The organism is Nannocystis pusilla, assembly GCF_026626665.1.
Classification (GTDB): domain Bacteria; phylum Myxococcota_A; class Polyangia; order Nannocystales; family Nannocystaceae; genus Nannocystis; species Nannocystis pusilla.
The window spans coordinates 10,110,086-10,135,742 of the sequence record NZ_JAPNKE010000002.1 but is presented as its reverse complement, the minus strand read 5'-3'; the positions used below and the strand labels follow the sequence as shown (position 1 = coordinate 10,135,742).

23 protein-coding genes are annotated in these 25,657 nt (G+C 72.4%); 13 read left to right on the top strand and 10 right to left on the bottom strand.

Annotation, left to right across the window (positions count from 1 at the left end; translation table 11 throughout):
- The first annotated feature begins 397 nt into the window (after positions 1-397).
- On the top strand, positions 398-2,050 hold the full coding sequence (locus OV079_RS44880) for a golvesin C-terminal-like domain-containing protein (RefSeq protein ID WP_267776004.1): 1,653 nt from the start codon (positions 398-400) through the stop codon (positions 2,048-2,050).
- A gap of 69 nt (positions 2,051-2,119) precedes the next feature.
- Here OV079_RS44880 and OV079_RS44875 read toward each other — a convergent pair whose 3' ends face one another.
- The 3 genes from OV079_RS44875 to OV079_RS44865 all read right to left on the bottom strand — a co-directional run bounded on the left by OV079_RS44875 (position 2,120) and on the right by OV079_RS44865 (position 5,858).
- Positions 2,120-3,646 (bottom strand): ATP-binding protein, encoded by a 1,527-nt coding sequence (locus OV079_RS44875; RefSeq protein WP_267776002.1) that lies wholly within the window; start codon positions 3,644-3,646, stop codon positions 2,120-2,122.
- A gap of 151 nt (positions 3,647-3,797) precedes the next feature.
- On the bottom strand, positions 3,798-4,214 hold the full coding sequence (locus tag OV079_RS44870) for a translation initiation factor eIF-2B alpha/beta/delta subunit family protein (RefSeq protein ID WP_267776000.1): 417 nt from the start codon (positions 4,212-4,214) through the stop codon (positions 3,798-3,800).
- A gap of 657 nt (positions 4,215-4,871) precedes the next feature.
- Positions 4,872-5,858, bottom strand: coding sequence for a coiled-coil domain-containing protein (locus OV079_RS44865; protein ID WP_267775999.1), 987 nt, complete (start codon positions 5,856-5,858; stop codon positions 4,872-4,874).
- A 496-nt stretch (positions 5,859-6,354) separates the two neighbouring features.
- On the opposite strand from OV079_RS44865, the gene OV079_RS44860 reads away from it, so the two are divergent.
- The 9 genes from OV079_RS44860 (at position 6,355) to OV079_RS44820 (ending at position 16,524) form a co-directional block, all read left to right on the top strand.
- The gene (locus OV079_RS44860; protein ID WP_267775998.1) at positions 6,355-7,971 is read left to right on the top strand and encodes an NAD(P)H-dependent oxidoreductase subunit E; all 1,617 of its coding nucleotides are present in this window, start codon (positions 6,355-6,357) and stop codon (positions 7,969-7,971) included.
- Positions 7,968-9,023 carry a MoeA family protein gene (locus OV079_RS44855; RefSeq protein WP_267775997.1) on the top strand — a complete coding sequence of 352 codons (1,056 nt, stop codon included), beginning with the start codon at positions 7,968-7,970 and terminating at the stop codon, positions 9,021-9,023. The genes OV079_RS44860 and OV079_RS44855 overlap by 4 nt, the downstream gene beginning before the upstream one ends.
- Complete coding sequence (locus tag OV079_RS44850) at positions 8,909-9,496, top strand: molybdopterin-binding protein (protein WP_267778793.1); 588 nt, start codon at positions 8,909-8,911, stop codon at positions 9,494-9,496. The genes OV079_RS44855 and OV079_RS44850 overlap by 115 nt, the downstream gene beginning before the upstream one ends.
- A 232-nt stretch (positions 9,497-9,728) precedes the next feature.
- A complete protein-coding gene (locus OV079_RS44845; protein ID WP_267775996.1) occupies positions 9,729-11,738 on the top strand; it encodes a molybdopterin biosynthesis protein in 2,010 nt (669 codons plus the stop codon).
- A 24-nt stretch (positions 11,739-11,762) separates the two neighbouring features.
- Positions 11,763-12,650 carry a DUF6910 family protein gene (locus OV079_RS44840; protein WP_267775994.1) on the top strand — a complete coding sequence of 296 codons (888 nt, stop codon included), beginning with the start codon at positions 11,763-11,765 and terminating at the stop codon, positions 12,648-12,650.
- Between the two features lie 296 nt (positions 12,651-12,946).
- Positions 12,947-13,624 carry a molybdenum cofactor guanylyltransferase gene (mobA, locus tag OV079_RS44835; protein ID WP_267704658.1) on the top strand — a complete coding sequence of 226 codons (678 nt, stop codon included), beginning with the start codon at positions 12,947-12,949 and terminating at the stop codon, positions 13,622-13,624.
- Positions 13,625-13,805: 181 nt separating this feature from the next.
- Positions 13,806-14,432, top strand: a complete 627-nt coding sequence (locus OV079_RS44830; protein ID WP_267775993.1) for a YqaA family protein — start codon at positions 13,806-13,808, stop codon at positions 14,430-14,432.
- Positions 14,433-14,574: 142 nt separating this feature from the next.
- Complete coding sequence (locus tag OV079_RS44825) at positions 14,575-15,693, top strand: hypothetical protein (protein ID WP_267775991.1); 1,119 nt, start codon at positions 14,575-14,577, stop codon at positions 15,691-15,693.
- Between the two features lie 165 nt (positions 15,694-15,858).
- The gene (locus OV079_RS44820; protein ID WP_267775989.1) at positions 15,859-16,524 is read left to right on the top strand and encodes an NAD-dependent epimerase/dehydratase family protein; all 666 of its coding nucleotides are present in this window, start codon (positions 15,859-15,861) and stop codon (positions 16,522-16,524) included.
- A gap of 191 nt (positions 16,525-16,715) precedes the next feature.
- Here the strand turns inward: OV079_RS44820 and OV079_RS44815 are convergent, their stop codons facing one another.
- The 3 genes from OV079_RS44815 to OV079_RS44805 all read right to left on the bottom strand — a co-directional run bounded on the left by OV079_RS44815 (position 16,716) and on the right by OV079_RS44805 (position 20,051).
- Complete coding sequence (locus OV079_RS44815) at positions 16,716-17,975, bottom strand: amidohydrolase family protein (RefSeq protein WP_267775987.1); 1,260 nt, start codon at positions 17,973-17,975, stop codon at positions 16,716-16,718.
- Positions 17,976-18,200: 225 nt separating this feature from the next.
- Complete coding sequence (locus OV079_RS44810) at positions 18,201-18,923, bottom strand: enoyl-CoA hydratase/isomerase family protein (protein WP_267775986.1); 723 nt, start codon at positions 18,921-18,923, stop codon at positions 18,201-18,203.
- Between the two features lie 33 nt (positions 18,924-18,956).
- Entirely contained in the window at positions 18,957-20,051 is a 1,095-nt protein-coding gene (locus OV079_RS44805; RefSeq protein ID WP_267775985.1) for a hypothetical protein, read from the bottom strand.
- Between the two features lie 136 nt (positions 20,052-20,187).
- On the opposite strand from OV079_RS44805, the gene OV079_RS44800 reads away from it, so the two are divergent.
- Positions 20,188-21,339: a TolB family protein gene (locus OV079_RS44800; RefSeq protein ID WP_267775984.1), complete on the top strand. Its 1,152-nt coding sequence runs from the start codon at positions 20,188-20,190 to the stop codon at positions 21,337-21,339.
- Positions 21,340-21,360: 21 nt separating this feature from the next.
- Here the strand turns inward: OV079_RS44800 and OV079_RS44795 are convergent, their stop codons facing one another.
- A complete protein-coding gene (locus OV079_RS44795) occupies positions 21,361-21,678 on the bottom strand; it encodes a hypothetical protein (RefSeq protein WP_267775983.1) in 318 nt (105 codons plus the stop codon).
- A complete protein-coding gene (locus OV079_RS44790; protein ID WP_267775982.1) occupies positions 21,675-22,340 on the bottom strand; it encodes a glutathione S-transferase family protein in 666 nt (221 codons plus the stop codon). The genes OV079_RS44795 and OV079_RS44790 overlap by 4 nt, the downstream gene beginning before the upstream one ends.
- A gap of 151 nt (positions 22,341-22,491) precedes the next feature.
- On the opposite strand from OV079_RS44790, the gene OV079_RS44785 reads away from it, so the two are divergent.
- Together OV079_RS44785 and OV079_RS44780 are read left to right on the top strand one after the other, a co-directional pair.
- A complete protein-coding gene (locus OV079_RS44785) occupies positions 22,492-23,847 on the top strand; it encodes an NAD(P)/FAD-dependent oxidoreductase (RefSeq protein ID WP_267775981.1) in 1,356 nt (451 codons plus the stop codon).
- 153 nt (positions 23,848-24,000) lie between these two features.
- On the top strand, positions 24,001-24,741 hold the full coding sequence (locus OV079_RS44780) for a fatty acid desaturase family protein (protein WP_267775980.1): 741 nt from the start codon (positions 24,001-24,003) through the stop codon (positions 24,739-24,741).
- Positions 24,742-24,912: 171 nt separating this feature from the next.
- On the opposite strand, the gene OV079_RS44775 is transcribed toward OV079_RS44780, so the two are convergent.
- Positions 24,913-25,056: a hypothetical protein gene (locus OV079_RS44775; protein ID WP_267775979.1), complete on the bottom strand. Its 144-nt coding sequence runs from the start codon at positions 25,054-25,056 to the stop codon at positions 24,913-24,915.
- A gap of 69 nt (positions 25,057-25,125) precedes the next feature.
- On the bottom strand, positions 25,126-25,638 hold the full coding sequence (locus OV079_RS44770) for a hypothetical protein (protein WP_267775978.1): 513 nt from the start codon (positions 25,636-25,638) through the stop codon (positions 25,126-25,128).
- Positions 25,639-25,657: the final 19 nt, after the last annotated feature.

Here is a 25,657-nt window from a genome sequence, read left to right as displayed (position 1 = left end):
TCGAGACAGCTGCATCCCCGGCGCGCGAAGCCCGTCTTCTGCGTCAGGAACGCGGCTGCATGAGCGCGGTGCGCACGTCCGAGCCCGTGCGCCCAAGGAGTAACGACCTCGCGGGTTTCGATCACCGGTTTCTCGCGGGCGCGCCGTGAGGTCGTCGCGACGGTCGCCCGATTCGCGCAGATTCGGCGCCTGACGCCGCGCTGCGGCCGGTTCTGCCGCGGCGCCGTGCGGCGCCCCTCTTGCGCCCGCGAGGGAGCCGGCGTAAGGACGATGGTGTCATTGTGATGGCCGTTTTCCGGCCGCCCGGAGCTGCGACGTGTCGCTCGCGGCTCTGCGCGTGAGGACGTGTCGCTTCACGCGCGCAGGGCAACGTATCGCCGCATTCGAAGGTTCCGCCATGACGATTCGCCCGCTCCGCATCCTGACCAGCCTCGCCCTCCTCGTGCCCGCCTGTACCGGCGACGACCAGCCCGCCGACAGCGACGCCGACCTGGGCGCGGCCGACGACAACGACTCCACCGCCGACGAGGAGCTCCCGGAGATCGATCCGGGCGCGCAGTTCGGCGGGCTCGACGACGAGTTCCGCGACGCGGCCGAGGAGTTCGGCGTGCCGATGACGATCCTCCAGGCCGTCGGCTACGCCGAGACGCAGTGGCAGATGATCGCCGGCGAGGCCGAGTTCGAGGGCCAGGAGCCGGCCTACGGCGTCATGGCGCTGCGCGGCGAGCACCTCGGCCTCGGCGCCGGGCTCATCGACGCCAGCCTCGAAGACGTCAAGAACGACCGGCGCAGCAACATCCGCGCGGCCGCGGCGGTGCTGCGCAGCTACGCCGACGACCTCGAGTTCGACCGCGACGACCTCGGCGCGTGGGCCCCGGCGATCGCCTCGATGAGCGACATCGCCGTCGAGGACGCGCTCGTCAGCTACATCCACCACGACGTCTACGGCGCGATCCAGGGCGGCATCGCCGTGCTCGACCTGGCCGGCGCCCCGGTGGCGCAGCTCAAGTCCGAGGCCCACGTGGTCCCCGACTTCACCGCCCCGAGCCAGCCGACCCTCGCGCCCGGGCCCGACTACGCCGGCTCGATCTGGCGCGCCTCGCCGAACTACAGCGCCCGCCCCTCGGGCGAGACCGGCAAGGTGAAGATGGTCATCATCCACACCTGCGAGGGCAACTACTCCGGCTGCTGGGGCTGGCTGGTCAACTCGCAGGCGGGCGTCAGCGCCCACTACGTGGTCAAGGAGGACGGCTCGGAGATCTCCCAGCTCGTCAAGGAGTCGAACAAGGCCTGGCACATCGGCGCGACCTACGACTGCGACCTCAACGCCAAGAAAGAGTGCGGGCTCGAGGGCTACAACTGCAACAACTTCACCGTCGGCATCGAGCACGCCGGCTTCGCCAGCCAGAAGACCTGGAACTCGAACCTGATCAACCAGTCGGCCAAGCTGACCTGTGACATCACGAAGGGTCACGGGGTCGTCCGCGACAAGTACCACATCGTCGCGCACGCGCAGCTGCAGCCGTACAACCGCACCGACCCGGGCGCCAACTGGCCGTGGACGACCTACCTCAACAAGGTCAACGAGTACTGCGGCGTCCAGCTGCCGAGCGAGCCCGCGCCCACGGGCACGATCATCGTCGACAGCAACGCGTCGAACAACGACCCGGCCAAGGCCAAGATCACCGTGTCGGGCAACTGGACCTCGACGGCCTCGACCCCGGGCTACTACGGCAGCGGCTACTGGTTCGCCAACACCGCGCCGGTGTCCGACGGCGCCGAGTTCTCGTTCTACCTGTCGGCCGCCGGCACCAAGACGATCGACGCCTGGTGGACCTCGGGCACCAACCGCTCGTCCGCGGCCCCGTTCGTGATGTTCGACAGCGCCGGCGTCAAGGTCGGCACCGTCAACGCCAACCAGCAGACCAACGGCGGCAAGTGGGTCCAGCTCGGCACCTTCAACTTCAAGGCCGGCTGGAACAAGGTCGTCGTGTCGCGCTGGGCGGCCGAGGGCTTCGTCGTGATCGCCGACGCCATCCGCGTCCGCTGACCTTCAGGACATGTGCGTAAGGCCAGGCGCCCGGCGGGCGCCTGGCCTTCGTCGTTCGCGGCGGGCCGCTCAGCGCGACACGCCGAGGCGAACGCGCAGGGCCGACTGCGCCTGCGCGCCGACGACCAACAAGAAGAGGTCGAGCGGGACGCTCCCGATCCCGTCCCCGGTCGCGCCGGCCGGGGTGGAGGCGATCACCGGAGCCACGAAGTAACGGTCACGCTCGAACACGCCGTGCCGCTCGGCGAGCGCCGTCAGACCGCGGCGATGGTGGCCGGCGCCTCGTCCGACCTCGATCGCAAGCGGCGCCGAGGGCTCCTCGAGGATCATGTCGACCTCGGCGAGGTTATCCTCGCGCCAGTGGTGGAGCCGGACCTGGCGCAGCTGGGCCAGCGCATGCAGATGACTGGCGACCACGTTCTCCAGCAAGAGCCCGTACTCCTCCGGGTTCGCCAGCGGCTGCGGGTCGCGCTGGAGCGCCGCGTTGCGCACGGCGCCGTCGACGAAGTAGAGCTTCCGCCCGCGCTTCTGCACGTTGAGCTCGACCCGCCCGTAGTTGGTGGTGGTGAACACCAGAAACGCCTGCTCGAGGTAGGACAGGTACTTGTCGAAGGTCGGCGCCGACATGCCGAGCGCCCCGGCGATCTTCGACGGCGAGAGCACACCCGTGATCTGTCCTCCCAGCGAGTACAGGAGCCGCTCGAGCAGCATCGGATTGTCGATGCCGAACGCTTGCGGGATGTCCTGGTAGATGGCGCGGATGACCGCGCCGTCGCGGAGCCGCCCCTGCGCCTGCAAGAAGAAGTCGCTCTCCTCGCCGGCGCCGAGCTCACCGCCGGCGAGGAGCAGCTCGGGGAAGCCGCCCGTGAGCAAGAATCGGCGCAAGGCCGGCTGCAGATCCGGGCGCACGGGCGGATCCGACGCCACGGCGCGCAGCGACTCGTTCAAGGTCGCCTCGGCCGGTATGTCGAGGCCGTTGCCGAGCAAGTCGAGGTACTCGGGGAACGAGTAGGGCGGGAGGTACAGCTGGTCCCAGCGGCCCACGCCGCTCTCGTGGCTCTGGTTGCGCAGCATCGCCGTCGCGCTCGACGAGGCCGCGATCTGCACCGGCCAGCCGTCGTCGTAGAACGTCTTGAGCCAGCGATCCCAATGCGGGCGTACGTGATCTCGTCGAGGAACACGTAGACGGGCTCGTCCGCCGTGGCCGCGCTCGACTGCACGATGAAGCGCATCAGCCGGTCCAGCGACCACTCCATCAGCAGCGGATGATCGAGCCGCAACCACCATAGTCGCCGCGGTGCCACCCCCCGCAGCCAGCAGGTGTTCGACCGTCTGGTACATGCACGTGGACTTGCCGACGCGCCGCGGCCCGACGATCAAGTAATACCGCCGCGGCGTCGGTCGCAACATGGCCCGAAACAACCACTTCGCCAGCGGGCGCTGCTGAAGCGGCGCGAACAACCTGGGCACCTCGCCGGAGGTCCGCCACGGGTTCTGCTCGGCGAAGACCTGCGCGAAATCGTCCGTGCTCGGCTGCCAGGAGGGTCGCTTCGGCGCGGCATGTCGCCGCGAACTTATACGGTAAGATCGAATCAAGCAAATCCTGGATTTATTTATTCCTGCAAGAAGCAAGGTCTAGGCGCCGAGGATTGGCCTCACGCCTGCGTATTCGCGCCTTCGCGGAGATCGCGCTCGCGACAGCGGCGGCGCCCGCGAGGACGCCGCCGCTCCGATGCAGCCGCAGGGCCTATTTGAACTTCTGCGACGTCTTGGCCTGCTCGAGCGCGATCTCCTTGACCGCCGCGAACGACGTCGAGTTGGACGCGCCGTCGATCGCCTTGATGGCCAGGTCCTGGGCCTGCTTGAGCGCCGTGGCGAGCTGCTTCGACAGCTCGAGGATCTGCTCGTCCTGCTTCTTGCTGGCGGCCTCGAGCTCGCCGATCTTGAGCTCCTGGACCTTCTTCTTGCCCTCGAAGTCCTTGAGGGCCAGGTCGGACGCGATCTTCGACTGCCGGCGCGCGATGGCCATACCCTCGGCCTCGGCCTTGTTGGTGGCCGCCTCGAGCTCCTTCGGGTAGGCCACCGACTTCGCCTTGAGGTCGGCGTACTCCTGCTCGCGGGTAGCGATCGCCTGCTCGCGCTCGTTCCACTGGATCGTCTTCACCTCCTGCAGCCCGTCGAGCTCGGCCTGCAGGCGCTTCTTCTCCTGCGCCAGCGCGTCGGCGTCGGCAGTGCGCGCGCGTGGTCGCGTAGCCGTACTCGTCGGCCTCGCGGGTGCGCGCCAGCTTGCCGGCCGCGTCGGTCTCGGTGACCGAGCGGGCGCGCTCCTCCTGCTGCTTGCGCCAGCCGGCCTTGCGCCCCTCGAGCTCCTCCTCGACCTTGCGCTTGCGGGCCGCGAACGCCTCGTCGGCGCTGCGCTGGGTGTCGAGGTAGCGGCGGACCAGCTCGCGCGTCGTGTCGTCGCCGACCTCGATCGCGTGCAGCGTCTTCAGGTGCTCCGTGTAGCCGGCGATCTCGGAGCGCAGGTTCTCGAGGCGGCCGGACTCGCGGAGGAGCTGTTGCTGCAGCGTCGACGAGGCGTCGCCGAAGCGGGTGCGGATGCTGTCGAGGTCGCGGGTCAGGTCGTCGAAGTTCACGGGGGAGTTCTCCTGGGCGGCGGGGGCGGACGGGGCGGCCGGAGCGGCCTCGGCCGCCGCGGCGCGGGCCGGCGCGGCCGCGGGGCCCTTGTCCTTCAGGTTCTTCAGCTCCTGGGCCAGCTCGCCGTAGGCCTCGAGGATCTCTTGCTTCGTGCTCTTGCTGGTGAACGTCTTCATCGCGCGCCTCACTTCCGGGCCGAGGTGCCCTCGATGGCCTTCTGCGCCAGGCCCTGGGTCTGGGCCAGTGCCGCGGTCAGTTGCGCGTTGAGCTCGGCGATCTGGGCCCGCTGCTTCTCGATGCGGTCCTCGAGCGCCTTGATCTTCAGCTCGCCGACCTCGAGGTTGGCCGCGCTGTCGCGCGACGCCAGCTCGGCGTCGACCTTGGCGTCGGCGCTGATCTTGACGATCACCTTCTCGCGCGCCGACTTGCCGGCGTCCTCGATCTCCTTGGCGTAGGCCGCCGTCTTGGTGCGCAGCGCCTCGATCTCGGCCGTCGCGGCCGCCAGCAGCTTCTCGCGCCCGTCCCAGTTCTTGTCGCGCTGCGCCTGCGTCTCCGCCAGCTGCCGCTCGAGCAGGCGCCGCTTCTCCGCGAACTCGTCGGCCACCAGCCGGCGCTGGCGCTCGATCTCGTAGGCGTACTTCTCCTCGTCCGCCTTGCGCTCCTTGGCCCGGGCCGCGTCCGTCTCGGCCTGCGCGCTCGCCTTCTCCGCGTCCTCCTTGGCCCACGTCTCCTGCTGGCGGGCGATCTTCTCCTCGAGCTCGCGGACCTCGGCGGTGAACTTGTCCTCGAGCGCCTGCAGCCGCTTGGCGTCGTCCTGATGCAGGATCTCGAGCGCCTCCGCGGCGATCCGCACGTGCTTCAGGTCTTCGACCCGCGCCGCCTCGGCCGCGATCGCCTTGCGCAGCTCGTCGAGCCGGATCGCCTCCGACGCCAGTCGATCGGCCAGCGCCTCGACCGCGGCGCCGAAGCTGACCTGCAGCTCCGCGAGCCCCTTGATGATGGTCTCGCTGGTGTACTGCGCGGCGCGTTCGACCGCCTCGCGCAGCTTGGCCCGCTCGGCCGCCTCGGCCTTGGTGGCCGGTTGTGCGGCCTGCTGCAGGTGCTTCTGCAGCAGCGGCGAGAAGCTCTTCAACACTTCATCTCGGGACTTCGGGACGATCACACTCGACACTTTCGACTCCTAGACTGCGAACCCCACCAGGGCAGCGATGCGAGGACTTTATCAGAGGCGCATCGCCTGGCGGAGATCACGCGAGCGCGGCTGCGTCGTCGTCCGGCGTTGCAGATGCACCGGTGCGCGCAGCCGCGCCGCGGCTGCGCGGTTCTGCACAATCACAGCGTTCCGTCGCTGCAGCGAATCGTCGGGTCTCGTCAATCCCGGCATGTCGACCGCATCGACACGGCTGACCTTCGCGGTCGCATTGTTCAGTGTCTCGCGGACGCCGGCGACGGCGGACCCGAGCCGCTCGCGCGACGTGACCCTCGCGGCGCTCCACCGCGTTCGTCGCCTCGACTCGTCGGCCGTACGACTCGCCCGGGTCGCCGTACACCGGGAAGAGCTCGCTGTCCGCTGGGCACCTGCATCATCCCGTGCACCCGGCGCCCGCGGCACAAAAAGCCGGCCGCCGGGGCCGCGCGGGGCGAGTTGCGCTACCCTGTCGGCGACGATGCGGTACCGACCGCCCAGCATCATTCAGCGCCTCAACGCCTTGCAGGCGGAGCACGGCTGGCTGCGCCAGGACGACCTCGTCCTCGCGGCCCGCGACCTCGGCGTCCCGCTGCACCGCATCGAGGGCGTCGCCTCGTTCTACCCGCACTACCGGCGCACGCCGCCCGCCGCGCATCGCCTCGACGTCTGCCGCGACCTCGCCTGCGCCATGCGGGGCGGCGCCGACTGCCTCGCCGCGCTGCAGGCCGGGGCCGCCGCGCACGAGGCCGCCACCGGCGAGCGCGTCGAGGTCTGCGAGGTCTCGTGCCTCGGCCGCTGCGACCGCGCCCCGGCGGTGCTCGTCGGTCACGACCCGCACACCGGCGCCGCGGCCGCCCTCGCTGCCCTGCACGCCGAGCACGCCCCCGAGCACCTCGAGGTCTCCGCCAAGTCGTATCGCGTCGATCCGTACGCGCGCCCGGGCGAGCGCTACGCCACCGTGCGCGCCCTCGCGGCCGGCGGTGCCGCGGCCGCCGAGGCGTTGCTCGGCGAGCTCAAGGAGGCCGGCCTGCGCGGCATGGGCGGCGCCGGCTTCCCGACCGCCTTGAAGTGGCGCACCGTCCGCGACGCCGTCGGCGACGAGAAGTTCGTCGTCTGCAACGCCGACGAGAGCGAGCCCGGCACCTTCAAGGACCGCGAGCTGCTGGCCAGCCTGCCGCACCTCGTGTGGGAGGGCCTCCTGCTCGGCGCGCTGGTCGTCGGCGCCCGGCGGGCGATCGTCTACCTGCGCCACGAGTACGAGCTCGAGCGCCGCGTCCTCGCGCGCGAGCAGGAGATCGCGGCGCGGATCGCCGGCGAACTCGGCGTCGCGCTCGAGATCTTCGTCTCCCCTGGCGGCTACATCATGGGCGAGGAGACCGCGCTGCTCGAGGGGCTGGAAGATCGGCGCGGCGAGCCGCGCAACAAGCCGCCGTACCCCGGGATCGCCGGCCTGTTCGGCCAGCCCACCCTCATCAACAACGTCGAGACCCTCACCATGGCCACCGCGATCGCCGCCCGCGGCGCCGCGTGGTGGAAGGCCCAGGGCCTGCGCGGCTGCGCCGGCCTCAAGTTCGTGTCGATCAGCGGCGACGTGGTCCATCCCGGCGTCCACGAGCTCGCCAGCGGCACCACGATCGCCGAGCTGATCGCCCTCGCCGGCGGCGTACCGGGCGGCGCTGCGGTGCAGGCCGTGATGCCCGGCGGCGCCTCGACCGCGTTCCTCGGCGCCGACGCCCTGGGCACCCCGCTGGACTTCGATCACCTGCGGCGCGCCGGCTCGTCGCTCGGCTCGGGCGCGGTGATCGTGGTCGCCGAGGGCCGCGACATGCTCGAGCTCGGGGCCAACGTCACCCGCTTCTTCCGCAACGAGTCGTGCGGCAAGTGCGTGCCGTGCCGGGTCGGCACCGAGAAAGCCGTCGTCCTGCTCGACCGCTGGCTCGCCGGCGAGGCCGACGAGGGCACCCCCGAGCTGCTGCGCCAGCTCGACCGCACCCTCGCCCAGACCAGCATCTGCGGCCTCGGCCAGGTCGCCCTCCTGCCGGTCGTGTCGATCCTCGACCGCCTGCCGCCGACGCGCCCGGCCCGGAGGTCATGAGCGGCGGGCCCAAGCCCGGCGGTCCGGGCGACGCGGCCGACCGGGACGCCGGTGCCTCGCAGCGCGGCCTCGGCCGACATGTCCCCGAGGACATGCCGTTCGCGGGCGAAGCCGGCGCCGCCGGCAGTGAAACGTTGGGACATGTCCCCGAGGACATGTCATTCGCGGGCGAAGCCGTCACCGACGCCCGCGAAACCACGGGACATGTCCCATCGGCCATGTCCCATCCCTCCGCCACCGGCCCCTCGCGTCACACCTCCCGACCCGGCGACGACCCGCGCATGCGCGGCTTCCAGGCCCGCGCCGACCTCGCCGACGCGCTGGCCCTGCTGCGCGGGCGCGCGGTCCGCCTGGCGGCCGAGGTCGTCCCGCTGGCGGCCGCGTTCGGCCGCGTCCTCGCGGGCGACGTCCTCGCGCCGATCGACGTCCCCGGCTACGTGCGCGCCGCGGTCGACGGCTACGCCCTGCGCGGCGAGGACAGCTTCGGCGCCACCGTCGACGCGCCGCTGGTCCTGCCTGTCCGCGGGGACAGCTTGCCGGGGCGCCCCTACCCGGCCGCGCTGGGCCCCGGCGAGGCCGTGCGGATCGCCACCGGCGCGCCCCTGCCGGCCGGGGCCGACGCCGTGCTGCAGGCCGAGCTCGCGCGCGAGGTCGTGCGCGGCGGGCGGGTCCTGGTCGAGCTGCTCGGCTCGGTCCCGCCGCTGCGTCACATCGGACAGGTCGGCGAGGACATGTCCCGCGGGACATGTGTGCTCGCCGCCGGGCGCCGCCTGCGGCCGCAGGACGTCGGCGCCCTCGCCTCGCTCGGCCTCGCCGAGGTCGCGGTGGTCCGCCGCCCGCGCCTCGGCCTGCTCGTCACCGGCGACGAGCTCGTCCCGCCGGGCGCGCCCCCGGCCCGCACCAGATCGTCGACAGCAACTCGCTCGTGCTCGCCGGCCTGGCCGCGCGCGACTGCGGCGAGTGGCTGGCCCCGCTGCGCGCCCGCGACGGCGCCGAGGCCCTGCGCGCCGGCCTCGACGCGCTGCTGGCCGGCCCGGCCGACGTCCTGCTGATCACGGGCGCCACCAGCGTGGGCCCCGAGGATCTGATGCCGCAGATCTTCCGCGAGCGCGGCCACCTCGACATCCACGGCCTGGCGGTCCGCCCGGCCAGCCCGACGGCCCTCGGCCGGGCCCACGACGGCCGCCCGGCGTTCCTGCTGCCCGGCAACCCGGTCTCGTGCCTGTGCGCCTACGAGCTGGTGGTCGGCCCGCTGGTGCGCGCTCTCGGCGGCCTGCCCGACCCGTGGGCCTTCCCGCACCGCAGCGTCGAGCTCGTCCTGGCCCGCAAGCTGACCAGCAAGGTCGGCCGCACCGACTTCGTCCGCGTGCGCCGCGTCGGCGCCGGCGAGGTCGAGCCCGTCGCCACCAGCGGCGCCAGCAACCTGTCGTCGACCGTCGTCGCCGACGGCTTCGTGCTCGTCGACGCCGACAGCGAGGGCGCCGCCGCCGGCGAGCCCGTCCGCGTGCACCTCTTCGACCCCTGACCTTCAGCTCGCCGACCCCGAGCCCGCCGCCGCGCCGCCTGTCCCTCAAGACATCTGCTCTCGCCTCGCGTCAGCCCTCCCACGACTCTTGCTCTTGGCTCTCCGCGACCGAGCAGCCCCCGTTCCTTCAGGCGCCGACCCCGAGCCCGCCGCCGCGCCACCTGTCCTTCTGAACATCTGACCCGCCCCGCGTCAGTCCTCCCCCACCGCCTCTCTTCAGCCGCCTCTCCCCGTGACCGAGCAGCGTCAATTCCTTCAGGTCGCCGACCCCGAGGTCGCGGTCGCCCGCTGGTGGGCCGCGGCGCGACCGGTCCCATTGGCCAGCGAGGACGTCCCGCTGGCGGCGCTGTGCGGGCGGGTGCTGGCCGAGGCCGTGGCCAGCCCGCGCGACGTCCCCGGCTTCGACCGCAGCAACGTCGACGGCTACGCCGTGCGCGCGGCCGACACCTACGGCGCCAGCGAGCGCGCCCCGGCCCGGCTGCGCCTGCGCCCCGAGGTCGTCGTCCCGGGCGTCCCGCCGGACATGACCCTCGGGCCAGGTGAAGCCGTCGCCGTCGCCACCGGCGGCGCCCTCGTCCGCGGCGCCGACGCGGTCGTCATGGTCGAGGACACCGACGAGGCGCGCGGCGAGCTGCTGGTGCGCCGCCCCGTCGTGCCCGGGGCGATGATCGCGGTCGTCGGCGGCGACATCACCCGCGGCGAGGTCGTCCTGCGCCCGGGCGCCCGCCTCGGCCCGCGCGAGACCGCCGTCCTCGCGGCCGTCGGCCGGTCCGCCGCCCGCGTCGTCCGCCGCCCTCGGGTCGCCATCCTCTCCACCGGCGACGAGCTCGTCGCCCCCGGCGCGCCGCTGCTGCCCGGGCAGATCCACGACTGCAACCAGACCTTCCTCGCCGACAGCTGCCGCGAGCTCGGCGCCGAGCCGTTGGCCCTCGGGATCGTCGGCGACGACCCCGCCGGCCTCGACCTGGCCCTGCGGACAGCCCTGCACGCGCACGCGTGCGACCTCGTGCTGCTCAGCGGCGGCACCAGCAAGGGCGCCGGCGACCTCAGCGCGGCCGCCGTCGCCCGCCTGCCCGGGCCCGAGCCCGGCGCCCCTGCGGTATGCGTCCACGGCGTCGCCCTCAAGCCCGGCAAGCCGCTGTGCCTCGCCGTCACCGCGGTCCGCGAGCGGCGGGTCCCGCTGGCCGTCCTGCCCGGCTTCCCCACCTCGGCGCTGTTCACCTTCCACGAGTTCGTCGCCCCGCTGCTGCGCGCCCTCGCCGGCCTGCGCGCGGCCGCAGTCCCGGCCCTGACCGCCAGCCTGCCGCACGACCTCGCCAGCGAGCGCGGCCGCCGCGAGTACGCCCTGGTCCAGCTGCTCGCCGGGCCCGAGGGACATGCTCCCGAGGACATGCCCCCCGCGACAGGTCCTTCCGAACATGCCCCCAGGACCAGCCTCCCGCTGGCGCTGCCGATCGGCAAGGGCTCGGGCTCGGTCACCGCGTTCTGCCGGGCCGACGGCTTCATCGCGGTGCCGCGCCAGACCGAGCGCCTGCTCGCCGGCGCTCGGGTCGAGGTCCACCCGATCGACCGCGACGCGGCCGCGCCCGACCTCGTGATCGTCGGCAGCCACTGCACCGGCCTCGAGCGCCTCGTCGACCGCCTGCACGCCCGCGGCCTCGCGGTGCGGCTGCTGGCCCAGGGCAGCCAGGGCGGCCTCGCGGCGGCCGCCCGCGGCCTGTGCGACGTCGCCCCGATCCACCTGCTCGACCCCGAGACCGACGCGTACAACCGCGCCTTCGTGCCGGACGACTGCGACCTCGTGCCCGGCTACGGCCGCATGCAGGGCCTGGTCAGCCGACCCGACGACCCGCGCTTCGCGGCCTGTCCGGAGCCGTTCGCCCTGCCCGCGTGCGTGCGCGACCCGGCGGTGTTCCTGGTCAACCGCAACCGCGGCAGCGGCACGCGGATCTTGCTCGACGCGCTGCTCGGCCCGGGGCCGCGGCCGTCCGGCTACTCGCACGAGGCCCGCTCGCACAGCGGCGTGGCGGCCTGTGTCGCCTCCGGCCGCGCCGACTGGGGCGTGGCGATCTCCACGGTCGCCCGCGACGCCGGCCTGCGCTTCTGCCCGATCCGCCTCGAGCACTACGACTTCGTCATCCCCCGCCCCCGCCGCTCCCGCCCCGCCGTCCAGCTCTTTTTACAAGTCCTCGCCGACCCCGAAGCTCGCGCCGAGCTGCGGGAGGCCGGCTTCGACGCCTGACCTTTGCAGCATGTCCTCATGAACATGTCTCTTGAAACACTCCATTTGCAGCACCTGCGCGACCTCGAGCTGTCGGCCGCGAGCGGCCTGGTGCGCCGCGGCGGCTGGTCGTTCGTCGTCGCCGACGACGAGCTCGAGCTGCACGCCTACCCGGAGGTCGGCCCGCCGCGCCGCTGGCCGCTGCGGGCGGGCGAGCTCCCGCGCGAGCCGGCCGCGCGCAAGCGGGCCAAGCCCGACTTCGAGGCGCTGTGCCCGTGGGACGGCGGCGCCCTGCTCGCGCTCGGCTCGGGCTCGCGGCCGAACCGCCATGCCGGCGTGATCATCCATGTCTCCGAGGACATGTCCTCCGCGACATGCGAAGAATTCTCGCTCGCCCCGCTGCACGCCGCGCTCGCCGGCCTCGTGCCGGAGCTCAACCTCGAGGGCGCGGCGGTGTGGGGCGACCACCTCGTGCTGCTGCAGCGCGGCAACGGGGCCGGCAACCGCAACGCGCTGATCCGCCTCGACCGCGCCGGCGTCGCCGCGGCGGTGGCCGCCCGCGCGGCGTGGACCGCCGACCTGATCCGCGACCTCGCGTTCATCGACGCAGGCGACCTCGCGGGCGTGCCCTACAGCGTCACCGACGCCGCCGCGCTGCCCGACGGCGGCCTCTTGCTCACCGCCGCCGCCGAGGACACGCGCGACACCTACGCCGACGGCGCCTGCCTCGGCTCGGCGCTGCTCCGGCTCGACCCGCCGCACCAGGTCGTCTGGCGCCAGGCGCTGCCGGGCCGCCTCAAGTTCGAGGGCGTGTGGGCCGAGCCCGACGGCGACGTCGTCCGCGTCCACCTCGTCGCCGACGCCGACGACCCCACCGTCCGCGCGCCGCTCTACGTCACGACCCTCGATCCGCGCAGCGGTCTGCGGCGCTGAGCGAGCCGCGTCGTCGACGCCACGCGCGTCCGCCTCGTGCACGCGTGCGCGACCGGTCTGCCGCGCCGAGCGAGCCGCGTCGTCGACGCCACGCGCGTCCGCCTCGTGCCGCGCACGCGTGCGCGACCGGTCTGCGGCGCCGAGCGAGCCGCGTCGTCGACGCCACGCGTGTCCGACTCGCGCCGCGAACACATGGCCGGGCGGGTCTGCATCCTGGAGTCGCTCCGCGAGCGCCGCCGCCAGCGCCGCTCTCTTGCCAACGCAGGCTGCCTTTGTCACGCTCGCCCTCGGCCGCCATGTCCGACGCCTCCATCCAGTCCTGCGGCGCCATCGTCCTCGCGGGCGGCCGTTCTTCTCGCATGGGCGCGCCCAAGGCCCTGTTGCCGTGGCGCGGGCAGCCGTTGCTGCTCCACGTCGTCGACGTCCTGCGCGAGGTGTGCGACCGGCCGATCGTCGTCGTCGCCCAGACCGGGCAGCCGTTGCCGCCGCTGCCGCCCGAGGTCGTGCTGGCCTACGACCCGCCCGAGTTCGACCACGGCGGCCCGCTCGTCGGCCTGTTCGCCGGCCTCGGCGTGCTCCTCGCCCACCGCGCCGAGTTCGCCTACCTCGGCGCGTGCGACAGCCCGTTCCTCAGCGCCGACTACGTGCGCCTGCTGGTCCGCCGGCTCGTCGACGAACCTGGCCTCGGGGGCATCTTGCCGTTCGACGCCCCGGCCTCGGGCGACCCGGCCGACCGCCACTTCCCGCACCCGCTGGCCAGCGCCGTGCGCGTCACCGCCGCTCACGCCGCGGCGGCCGAGGTGCTGGCCAAGAGCGGCAGCCGGCCGCTCTTCATGTTCGACCGCCTCGGCGCGCGCTGGCTCGACGCCGCCGAGCTGCCCGACCGCCGCGTCCTCCGCACCTGCAACACCCCGCAAGAGTACGACGAGGCGCTCGCGCTCGACCGCCAGGATCGCGGCCCGACGGGCGCGTGATCGGCCCGCACGCGCAGCCCGAGCCACGCCCGCGGCACGCTGATTCGCCGCAGATGCGCGGCCTCGCAGCCCGGTCGTCGGCTGTCTCTTGCGCCAGGTTCTCCTCGCGTCCGCGCGCAGGTGAGTCACGCCACGCGTTTACGCGCGCCGCAGGAGGCTCACGCGTGGTACCGTCACGCCGGTGAACGACCCCGTGTCCGTGCCCGCGCCCGCCGCCTCGCGCAACCCGCTCCGGCGGATCTACCACTGGGTGCTGAGCTGGGCCGAAACCCCGTACGGCGTCCCGGCGCTGGTGGCGATCGCGTTCGTCGAGTCGAGCGTGTTCCCGATCCCGCCGGACGTCCTGCTGATCGCGCTGGCGCTGTCGGCACCCACGCGGGCGTTCCGCTTCGCCCTGTGGTGCACCCTCGGCTCGGTGCTCGGCGGCCTGTTCGGCTACCTGATCGGCTACGCCCTGTGGTCGACCTTCGAGCCGTACATCATCGGCCCGGTGTTCTCGCGCGAGACCTTCGAGCTCGTCACCGGCGAGTACCAGAAGCACGGCGAGCTGGCCGTCTTCATCGCCGCGTTCACGCCGATCCCCTACAAGGTCTTCACCGTGGCCGCCGGCGTCGCCCAGATCAACATCGTCGGCTTCATCCTCGCCAGCATCCTCGGCCGCGGCGGCCGCTTCCTCCTCGTCGCCGCCGTCATCAAGCTGGCCGGCCCGCGCGCCAAGCAGCTCATCGACAAGTACTTCGACGTCGTCACCATCGTCACCGGCCTCCTGCTGGTCCTCGGCGTCGTGCTCTACCAGCTGCTGCGCTAGCGCCCGGCGGGACCTGCCCGATCGGGCATGTCGTAAACTTCGGGACATGAACCAAAGAGCATGTCCCTTCCGGATCGGGAAGGGCCCGACCTCGCCGACCCCTTGACGCTCGCGCCGCCACGGGGCACGCCTTGAGGGCGACATGACGGACCCTGCCTTCGTGAGCTGCCCTGGCCTGACCGACGACGAGCTGCGCCAGGTGCTGCGCGAGCTGAAGGCCGCGCGCACGGAGCCTTTGCGGATCCATCGCGCCCTGAAGGTGTGCAACCGCGTGGCCGACTGGCACCAGGTGATGTGGCACGTCGCGCGCCACCGCCTGACCCGCATCGAGGATCACGAGCCGCTGCTCGACGTGCTCGCCGAGACCGCCACGATCGATCCGGCATCGTCGCCCGATCTGCCGCAGATCGCCGCCGAGCTGCTCGCCCGCCTCCCCGACGACCGCGATCACGGCCTCCCCTCCGGCTGGAACCAGCACGTCGACGACCTCGTGTTCGCGCTGTACCGCCGCGATCGGCGGCCGTTCCTGGCCTTGCGTCCGAATCTGCCGCCGCGCCTGCGCTGCGCCCTCGACTTCGTGCGTGACCGCGTCGGCGAGCGCCTCGCCGACGACGAGCGCGCCGACGTTTTGACGATGCTGCTCGCCCACGCCGGCAGCGTCGGCCTCACGCGCTTCGACTACCTGCGGCTCGTCGACGACGAGGGTGAAGTGCAGGACCTCATGATCGAGTCGGCGGACGAGGTCCGCGCCGTCGCCCTGCGCTTCGGCAGCGGCGACGCGTGGGACGACGGGCTCGTCGCCGAGGTCCGCAAGAACCGCTGGACCCGCTTCGACGACGTCTTGCCGGCGCTGATCCGCCTGCCGCTCGGCGAGCTGCTGGCGCTGCTCCTGCCGCACCGCCTGTCCGCCGGCCTGTTGCACGCTCTCCTGTCCGATCGATCCGACGACGACGAGGCCCTGCGCGCCGCGGCGCTGACCCTGCCCGCCGACTCTGACGGCGCCTGGCTGCGGCATGGCCTGGCCGAGACGCTCAAGGCGCGCACGACCCCGCCGGTCGAGCAATGCGCGGTGCAGCTCACCCGCGCAGGTCCCGAGCGCATGCGCCTCATCAAGCTGCTCGCCACCCGCACCCCGCTCGGCGTGCAAGGGGCGCGCGCCGCCATCGAAGCCGTACCCGCGGAGGTCTCGTCCGGCATGCCGGCGGACGCGGCGAGGAGCTCGCCGCCGCCGTCACGGCCCTGGGCGGCGAGCTCGAGCTGAGCCGCTTTCGCACCGTCCCCGGCCACATCGTCCGCGACCCACGCCCCTGACGGCCGCGCTCGCGCGACCGTCTCGCGCACCGTCGTCGTCCGACCCCGACCGCAGGACGAGGCCCGCCGCGAAACTCGAGCCTCGCGCCGCGAATCGAGCTACACAGGCGACAGCATGCACGCACCGCCTCGAACGGCCCTCCTCGTCGGCGCTACCGGTCTCGTCGGCCGCGAGCTCCTCCGCCAGCTCCTCGCCGATCCGCGCTACGCCGCGGTCACGGTCCTGGCTCGCCGCTCCGCCGGCGCGCGGCACGACAAGCTCACCGAGCACCTCGTCGAATTCGACCGTCCCGACGACTGGCGCGTCCTGGCGAAGGGCGACCACCTGTTTAGCGCCCTCGGCACCACGCTCAAGGCCGCCGGCTCGCGCGAGGCGCAGTACAGGGTCGATTACACCTACCAGTACGAGGTCGCCCGCGCGGCCCGCCACCACGGCACCGAGGTCTGCGTGCTCGTGTCGAGCACCGGCGCGGCGGCGAAGTCCGCGATCTTCTACTCGCGCATGAAGGGCGAGCTCGAGCGCGACACCGCGGCCCTGGGCTTCCCGCGCGCCCGCTTCCTGCAGCCCGGCCCGCTCGACGGCGACCGCCAGGAGCACCGCACCGGCGAGCGCTGGGCCCTGCGGATCCTCCGCCCCCTGGCGCCGATCCTGCCCGCCGCGGCGCGACCGATCGACGCCGCCGTCGTCGCCCGCGCGGGCATCACCGCCGCCTTCGATCCCACGCCCGGCGCCCTCCGCCTCGGCGCCGCCGACCTGTTCCGCCTCGGCAGCCCGGCGTGACGGGCCGTCCCATGTTCCGAGGGACATCTCGCCACCGAGCAAGGGTGAGGCCGGCGCACCCGCGCAGCATGACATGTCCCAAGGAACATCTCGCCTCCGAGCGCGGGTCAGGCCGGCGCGCCGGCGAATCACGATATGTCCCAAGGAACATCTCGCCACCGAGCACGGGTGAAGACCGGATCACCGGCGAATCACGATATGTCCCAAGGGACATTTCCTACGAATGCCGTCCGCACGCGCCACCACGGCCTCACCCGGGCGCCTCCGCGTCTTCCAGGCCGCGCGCCCGCGACGACGCCGCGAGCGCAGCGAGCGGTGAGCCTCAGCGCCGCGTCCCGGCGATGAACACCGCCTCCGGCTCCGCCAGCGTCGACGGCGTCACGCGCGGGTCGGCGGTCACGATCAAAAAACTCGCGACCCCGCCCACCACCAGCACCCCGGGCCCCTGCGAATCGAGCCCCCAGTACTGCGCCGGCCCCGACGTCATCGCAGTCACGATCGCCTGACCATCGAGACCTGCCGCCGCGAGCAGATCGATCTCCTCGCCGGAGATCCCCGCCAGCTGCGTGTTCCCGAAGTCGGTCCCGTACAGCACCGTCACCCCGGCCGCTCGCAAGTTCAAGATTCTCGACGGCCGCGCCGCCGAACGCCGACAGCGTCGAGATCGCCGCCCGGCCGGCCCACGCCTCGACCGTGCGCGCCTGCAGCGGCTCCACCGGCACGTGCGCCAGCAGGTCGACCCCGGCCTCCGCGGCCGTGCGCGCGTGGCGGTCGAACAGCGCGTGCGCGGCCACCTTCAGCCCGCGCGCGTGCGCGGCCGTCACGATCGCCTTCAGCGTCGCCGGCGGCAGCGTCGGCCCGTCGGTCACCGGCACCTTGATCAGCCTCGCTCCTGCCGCGGCCAGCGTCTCGACCGCCTCGGTCGCCGCCGCCGGGCCGTCGACCTCGAGCCCGTAGCCGTCGCTGCCCCAGTCGCGGGTCGGGTAGCCGGCGCGCGCGGTGATCATCGGCCCGCTCGGCAGCACCACCAGCTCGGGCGGCGCCTCGCGCTCGCGCAGCGCCGTCAGCGGCGCGGCCAGGTCGACCGCCGCCGCCACCCCGCCGTCGAGCATGCGGCGCCCGCCGGGGAGGTAGCTCAGGTGGACGTGGCTGTCGATCGCGGCCGGCACGATCCACCGCCCCGCGCGCGGCAGCTCCGGCGGCCCCGCGGCGACCGCCCCGATCGCCGCGATCCGCCCGTCCTTCACCTCGACGTCCGCGACGCCGACCCCGACGATCTCGGCCCCGCGGATCACGAAGTGCCCCGCGCGCGGCTCCGCCTCGCTCGCCGCGGCCTCTCGCGGGGCCGCCTGCTCCGCCCGCGCCTCCGCGACCGGCCGCGCCGCCTCGGGCGCCCGCCCCGGCGCGCAGGCCAGCAGGAGCAGCCCGCACAGGCCCGCCCGCCGCATCACCGCCCCGCGCCTGTCCGAACGACCCTGCGCTCCAGCCCCCGCCCCTCGCAGGCGCTGCAGGCTCGCCCGACCCCGACGCCCCGGCGCGCGCTCGCGGCTCGTGACCTGCCCGCCTGCCTCGCTCGAGCGCGGCCGCGCCCGTCGCGTCATGTCCTTCAAGGCATGCCCGAATCGACATGTCCATCGGCCCATGTCCTCATGCACATGCCCCTTCGGACCTGTCCTTCACGACTTCTTCGCCTGGGCCTTCGCCGCCAGGAACGAGCCGATGCGGGCGCGCAGGGCCGGGTCGGTCCAGTGGGGCAGCAGCGCCGCGCGCTCGGCTCGGCGCTGGGCCGGGTCCATGTCGAGGACGCCGCCGCGGATCGCCCGCTTGGCCGCGCCGTAGGCGTCGGCGGGGTGGCTGGCGAGCTCGCTGAGGCGCTGGCGTGCCACCGCCTCGGCGGCCGCGGCCACCTCGTCGACCAGGCCGACGCGGAGCGCGTCCTCGGGCGCGTACAGGCGGGCGCCGAGGATCACCTCGTCGAGCGCCTGCGGGTTCACCCGCCGGCGCGCCAGCGCCAGCGCCGTGCCGGGGAAGTGCAGGCCGAGCGCCACCTCGTTGAGGCCGATCTTCAGCCGCGGGTCGGCCGCGCACACGCGGTGGTCGCAGCACATCGCCACCAGGCAGCCGCCGGCGATCGCGTGGCCGCTGACCAGCGCGACCGTCGGCCCCGGGTAGTTGTAGAGCTCGTGCAGCAGGTCCTCGAGGACCGCCAGGAATTCGTCGAGCCCGGCGGCGTCGAGCGTGGCCAGCTCGAAGAAATTGAGCCCGGCGGAGAACGCGTCGCCTTCGCCGCGGACCAGCACCGGCTGGCCCTCGGCCCGCGCCAGCTGGCCGCGAAGCGACTGCATCAGCGCCGAGCTCAGCGCGTTCTTCCCCGGACCCGACAGGACGACATCGATCATCGCCCTGATTTTACCGCGTCGGGCCGGTGCGGCTCAGCGGAACAGCGACATGATCTTGTCCCACCAGCTCCGGGCGCCCGCCGCCTTCGCCGCGAGCCCCTCGTCGTCCGCCGTCCGGTCGCCCCCGACCGACGGCGCGCTCGCCTCGTCGGCGTCCGCGCCGGCGTCGTTCCAGTCGGCCAGGATCTCCTCGAGCGTCTCGACCAGCGAGGTGTAGTCCTGGATCTCCGACTGCAGGTAGATCCGCTCCGGCACGTTCTTGTTCTGGATCGGCGCGAACGCGGCCTGCGCCGTCGCCAGGTGCTCGCGGCCGCGGAGCAGGCAGCGGGTCACCGCCCCCTTCGCCTCGTCGCCGGTCTGCCCCAGCTCGACCAGGTCGCGCGCCGCGGCCTCGGCCGAGCTCACGGTCTCCTTGTCGTGGCGGTCGAGGGCCTCGAGCAGCTGCGGCACGCAGGCCGCGAGGGCCTGGCGCTGGCGCGCGCGGTCGCCTTCGAGCTCGGTCTGGATCTTCTGCGCCAGCAAGTGAGCCGCGTGCCAGCGGGTGCGCGGCACCGGCGACTGCAGCTCGGCGAGCGCCGACTCGACGGTGTACTCGACCTCGGGCTCCTCCTCCTGGGCCGACACCGCCGCGCGGTTGGCGATCATCTGCGCCGCCTGGGCCTGCATCGCCGCGACGTGGGCCGGGTTGTACTTGGCGTACAGCTGGCCGTACTGCGTCGTGATCTTGTGCATCGTGTCCTGGCTCATCGCCTGGTTCCACGCGTCGCGGCCGCTGTTCCACACCGCCATGCCGACGCCGTGGCGCGCGAGCAGGCCGTCGAAGTCGACGCCGGGCTGGCTCGCCTCGGCCGACAGGCGCGCGAACATGTCGAGCGTCAAGCCGCCGCGGACCTCCTGGCTCATGTCGGCGACGTCGCCGAAGTGCGCCTGCATCGTCAGCGCGGTCTGGGCCGCGTTGAAGCGGGCCCACAGCTGGCCGCTCTTGTCGGCGTCCATGCGGGTGTGCCAGCTGTTCCACGCCTGCGCCCAGGCCGACTCGTCGACGCCCTTGGTGGCGAGGTAGCGCAGGAAGTACGGCTTGAACGCGGGCTCGCCGTGTTGCGCCCGCAGCTCGTTGTGTTTGCTCATGGTCTCCGCCATGGCTTCGATCGTCAGTCCGTGAATTGCGTCCATTAGGGGGGTTCCGGGGGCGGGCGGATACCACTGGCGCCGCAGCGCGCGCAAGCCGGCGAAACCGCGCGTCCATCCTGTTATCCTCCCGGCCATGCGTCCCTTCCTCGCCCGCCTCGCGGCCCCGTTGACCGTCCTCGCCCTCGCCGCGTGTCAGGGCCCGAGCAAGCCCGCCGCCGACAAACCCGTCGACAAGCCCGCGACCGACAAGCCCGCGACCGACAAGCCCGCGACCGACAAGCCCGCCGAGGCGCCGGCGGACAAGCCCGACCCGGGCGTCCCGCTGGCGGGCGAGCGCCACTTCAAGTCGCTGCAGCAGCTGACCTTCGGCGGAGAGAACGCGGAGGCCTACTTCTCCGGCGACGAGAAGCGGCTGGTGTTCCAGAGCACCCGCGACGGGGCCGGCTGCGACCAGATCTACACGCTCGACCTGGCCGAAAAGACAGCCAAGAAGGTCAGCTCGGGCAAGGGCCGCACCACCTGCGCCTACTTCCTGCCGGGTGACCAGCGGATCCTCTACGCCTCGACCCACGCGGCCGCCGACGACTGCCTGCCCAACCCCGACCGCAGCCGCGGCTACGTGTGGAAGCTGTACCCCGAGTTCGACATTTATACCGCTGCCGCGGATGGGAGCGACATCCAGCCGCTCGTCACCGGCCCCGGCTACGACGCCGAGGCCACCGTCTCGCCGACGGGCGACGCGATCGTGTTCACCTCGACGCGCGACGGCGACCCCGAGCTCTACAAGATCAACGTCGACGGCACCGGCCTCGTCCGCCTCACCAACACCCGCGGCTACGACGGCGGCGCCTTCTTCTCGCCCGACGGCAAGCGCATCGTCTACCGCGCCAACCACCCCGAGGGCGAGGAGGAGCTCAAGGCCTACGACGACATCATCAAGGAGCACCTGGTCCGCCCGACCCGCCTCGAGATCTTCGTCATGAACGCCGACGGCAGCGAGCAGCGCCAGGTCACCAAGAACGGCAAGGCCAACTTCGCCCCGTTCTTCCACCCCGACGGCAAGCGCATCATCTTCAGCTCCAACCAGGGCGACCCCAAGGGCCGCAACTTCGACCTCTACCTGATCGGCGACGACGGCCAGAACCAGGAGCAGGTCAGCTTCAGCGACACCTTCGACGGCTTCCCGATGTTCACCCGCGACGGCAAGCACCTGGTGTTCGCCTCCAACCGCGGCGCCAAGAGCCACGGCGACACCGACGTGTTCCTCGCCGAGTGGGTCGACTGACCCTGTCTCGAAGGACCTGTCCTAAGGGGCCTGTCCCGAAGGACCTGGCTCTCGGGCCTGCTCGACGGGTGGCGCGAGCAGCTCCCGCCGCTCGCGCTTGGCGGCGAACATGAGCTCGAGCCCGACGACGTAGGCCACCAGGTCGAGCGCCACGAACACCGCGACGCCGGCGGCGATCGCCGGCCCGCGCCCGCGTCCGCGCCGGCGCACTGCCCGGCCGGCGAACACCGCGAGCGCGACGATGCCCGGCAGGACCAGCAGGCCGGCCCAGCCGAGGTGGAGCGAGTCGAGCAAGAGCGTCGGTGGAGGCGCGACGTCGGCCAGCAGCGGCGCGCTCACGACTCGGGCTCGGTCAGATACGAGTACGGCTGCTGCTTCCACACCGACGGCCAGGTGGCGATCACGCTGGGCCGCTCCTTCATGCGCAGGCAGAAGGCGTGGAGGTTGGGGTAGCGCTGCTGGAGCTCGAGCCCGAGGTGGGCCGCGGTGGCGACGTAGGCGAACACCGCGAGGTCGGCCAGGCCGATGGCCGAGCCGGACGCCCAGTGGCCGATGCCGTAGTAGTACTCCCAGAAGAACAGCTCGTCGTGGAGGAACGACGCCAGGTGGTCGACCTCGGCCGGGTCGAGGTCGATCGCCTTGGTGTTCATCAGGTACGAGAACAGCGCCATCCCGACCTGCTTGAGGTTGTTGGCCTCGTGCAGCCGCGTCAGCGCCCGCCCGCGCAGCGCGTTGGTGTTGGGCAGCAGCGCCGGCTGCGGGTAGGCGTATTCGAGGTAGTCGAAGATCGCCAGCGTCTCGTAGACGACGATGTTGCCGTCCATCAGCACCGGCACGGTCCCGCGCGGGTTCTTGGCCAGCATCTCGGGGCTCTTGTGCTCGCCGGCCGCGAAATTCAGCAGCTTGCACTCGTGGTCGAGCCCCTTCTCTTCGAGGGCCAGCCGCACCATCCAGCACGGCGGCGAGCACTCGACCGCGCGGATCGTGCTGGGGTCCGGCATGTAAAGCCTGATCTCCTCAGACGATTCGGACGAGGACATGAGTGCGTCTTGTTAACACTTCCGTCCGCCGCGCGTCAAGCGCACACCTGCCCGCCCGGTTAAAGGGGCCTTCAGCGGCCCCTCGGAGGTCTTCGAGTACACTTCCGGCACAATGAACGCCGGGAAAGCCAAGAAGCGCGTCATCATCGTCGGCGGGGGTTTCGGCGGCCTGCGCGTGGCTCGCGGGCTGGCGGGCGTCGACGACGTCGAGATCACCCTGCTCGACCGGCGCAATCACCACCTGTTCCAGCCGCTGCTGTATCAGGTCGCCATGGCCGGCCTCAGCCCGGCCGAGATCGCCGTCCCGATCCGCACCGTCTTCAGCCGCCAGCGCAACTGTCGCGTCATCCTCGAGTCCGCGGTCGGCATCGACTTCGCCAACAAGAAGCTGAAGACCTCCGGCCTCGGCGACCTCGACTACGACTGGCTCGTCCTCGCTTGTGGCTCGCGTCACAGCTATTTCGGCCACGGCGAGTGGGAAGACTACGCGCCCGGCCTCAAGTCGCTCGAGGAGGCGACGGAGATCCGCCGCCGGGTCCTGACCGCGTTCGAGCTGGCCGAGAAGGAGACCGACCCGGCCAAACAGCGGCGCCTGCTGACGTTCGTGGTCATCGGGGCCGGCCCGACAGGCGTCGAGCTCGCCGGGGCGCTCGGCGAGATCAGCCGCTTCACCCTGTCCCGCGACTTCCGCCGCATCGACCCCGAGCGCGCCCGCGTGATCCTCATCGAGGCCGGTCCGCGGATCCTCCCCACCTTCGCCGAGAAGCTGTCCGACAAGGCCACCCGCGACCTCGAGTCGCTCGGCGTCACCGTGTGGACCAACACCATGGTCACCAACGTCACCGCCGAGGGCGTCGTCCTCGGCGGCGAGTCGGTGCAGTCCGCCACCGTGCTGTGGGCCGCCGGCGTGGCCCCGTCCGAGCTCAACCGCTCGCTCGGGGTCGAGCTCGACCGCCAGGGCCGCATCATCGTCGAGACGGACTGCAGCATCCCCGGGCACCGCGAGGTGTTCGTCATCGGCGACCAGGCCCACCTCGAGGAGGAGCCCGGCAAGCCGCCGCTGCCCGGCCTGGCCCCGGTGGCGATCCAGCAGGGCAAGCACATCGCCCGCAACATCCAGAACGAGCTCAAGGGCAAGCCGCGCGAGCCTTTCCGCTACCTCGACAAGGGTCAGATGGCGACCATCGGCCGCCGCCGCGCGATCGCCCAGTTCGCCGGCATGGAGATCGCCGGCTTCGTCGCCTGGCTGGCCTGGCTGCTCGTCCACGTCTACTACCTGATCGGCTTCAAGAACCGCCTGCAGGTCATGTGGGAGTGGACCTGGTCGTATATCCGGTTCCGCCGCGGCGCCCGGCTGATCGTCAACAAGGAGTGGCACGCTCCGCGGGCTGCGCCGGCCAAACCGGCCGAACCACCGGCCGTGCCAGGGCCGCTTCCGCCGCCGCCGGCCACCCAGGCCCACGCGTGAGCTCGCGGGCGCGAGCCTAGATTTGCCCGCCAGGCGCCGCTCGGCGGGCGAGCGCGCGCGGATTCGCCAACCGCGTCGGACCGTGCGCACCCTCTCGTCGCGGAAGCCCTTTGCAAAAGCGGCCGAACTGCCGCGATCATCGTAGCGACCGCGATGTCCGCCACCCCCGACGACATCCCTCGCGACTACGACATGAGCGGCTCGCTGTGGATGCGTCTGGTCGACGCCTCCAGCATGTCGGTGTTCTTCTTCTTCGAGTACCTGCTGGCGCGCGACGTGTACCTGCACCTCGACGCCGCGCCCGGCGGCCTGGCGACCTGGCTGTTGCCGCTGGCGCTGGTGCTCGGCTACGTCACCGCCGACTTCGTCTCGGGCTTCGTGCACTTCCTGGCCGACAACATCGGCTCGACGCGCACGCCCTTCTTCGGCCCGGTGTTCATCCGCCCGTTCCGCGAGCACCACGTCGACCCGCTGGCGATCACCCGCCACGACTTCCTCGAGGTCAACGGCGCCAACTGCCTGATCAGCCTGCCGGTCCTGATCGGCACCTGGTACTTCGTGCCGATCCACGGCACCGCCTCGCTGTTCTTCTCGGCCTACATCGGCCTGTTCCTGTTCGGCATCTTCCTCACCAATCAGTTCCACAGCTGGGCCCACCACCCGAACCCGCCTGCGTGGATCCGTCGGCTCCAGCGCACCGGCCTGATCCTCGGCCCCGAGCACCACGCGCGCCACCACACGCCGCCGTTCAACACCTACTACTGCATCACGTCCGGCTGGCTGAACCCGATCCTCGCCCGGACCCGCCTGTTCGAGCGCCTCAAGGAGCCGCTCCGCCGCGTGCTCGAGCCGATCGCCGGCAAGGCCGACGAGGTCGGCGGCGTCCAGGAATAAGCTGTCCTTCGGGACAGGCCATGATCATCTGTCTCTCGGGCCAGCTCCACGCTCGCGCCGCCAGCTCGCCTGTCGCTCGGGGCAGCCCTTCCCGGCAGGAGCTCGCCTGAACCAGCCCTGCCCGCCCTGCGCCGCCGGCTCGCCTGTCGCTCGGGCCAGCGCCACGCCGCCCTACGCCGGCCGCGTCCACAGCGGCGGCCAGTCGTCGAAGCGCACCACCTCGACCCCGTCGATCGCCAACGCGTAGAGCGGCTCGTCGGGGAATTCGCCGAGGCGGATCGTCCAGCGCTCGCCGTCGACCGTCGCCACATACATGGCCGAAGAGTCCTGTCCCTTCGCCCATTCGATGACTCGCCGCAGCCGCCCGTCCATCTGCATCTTCGTTTAAAATCCCAGGCTCTGGTTGACGCCGGCGTCGGTCTTCTGCGCGCTCTCGACGATCGCCAAGAAGGCCGCCTCGCCCTCGAGGCCCTTGGCCTTGTTGCGGTCGAGCAGCCAGTCGAAGGTCGGGCCGTCGGGGTTGCCGTACTTGGCGCGATCGCGCTCTTGCAGGGCCGCCCGCTCGGCCGGGTCGGACATCATCGCGCGCGCGGTCATGCGGGCGTCGTGGCGCAGCTGGTACGCGCGGCGGGCCTGCTCCTCCGCGGGGATCTGCTCGGCCTTCCAGCGCTCGACCTCGCCGGCGATCGCGGCCACGCGCTCGAGATAGAGCTGACGGGCCTGGCGATTGGTCCAGCGCGTGCCGGTCTGCTCGAGCCGCTCGGCCTCCGCGGCGTCCTTCGGGCGCGGCAGCCCCTCGGGCCAGGTCTCGACCGTCGCCTCTTCGCGCGCACAACCAGCGAGCGCCGGGCCGGCCAGGCACAGCGCGACGAGGGCGAACCGGAGCCACGAGCGCACGGGGCCATGATGCCACAAG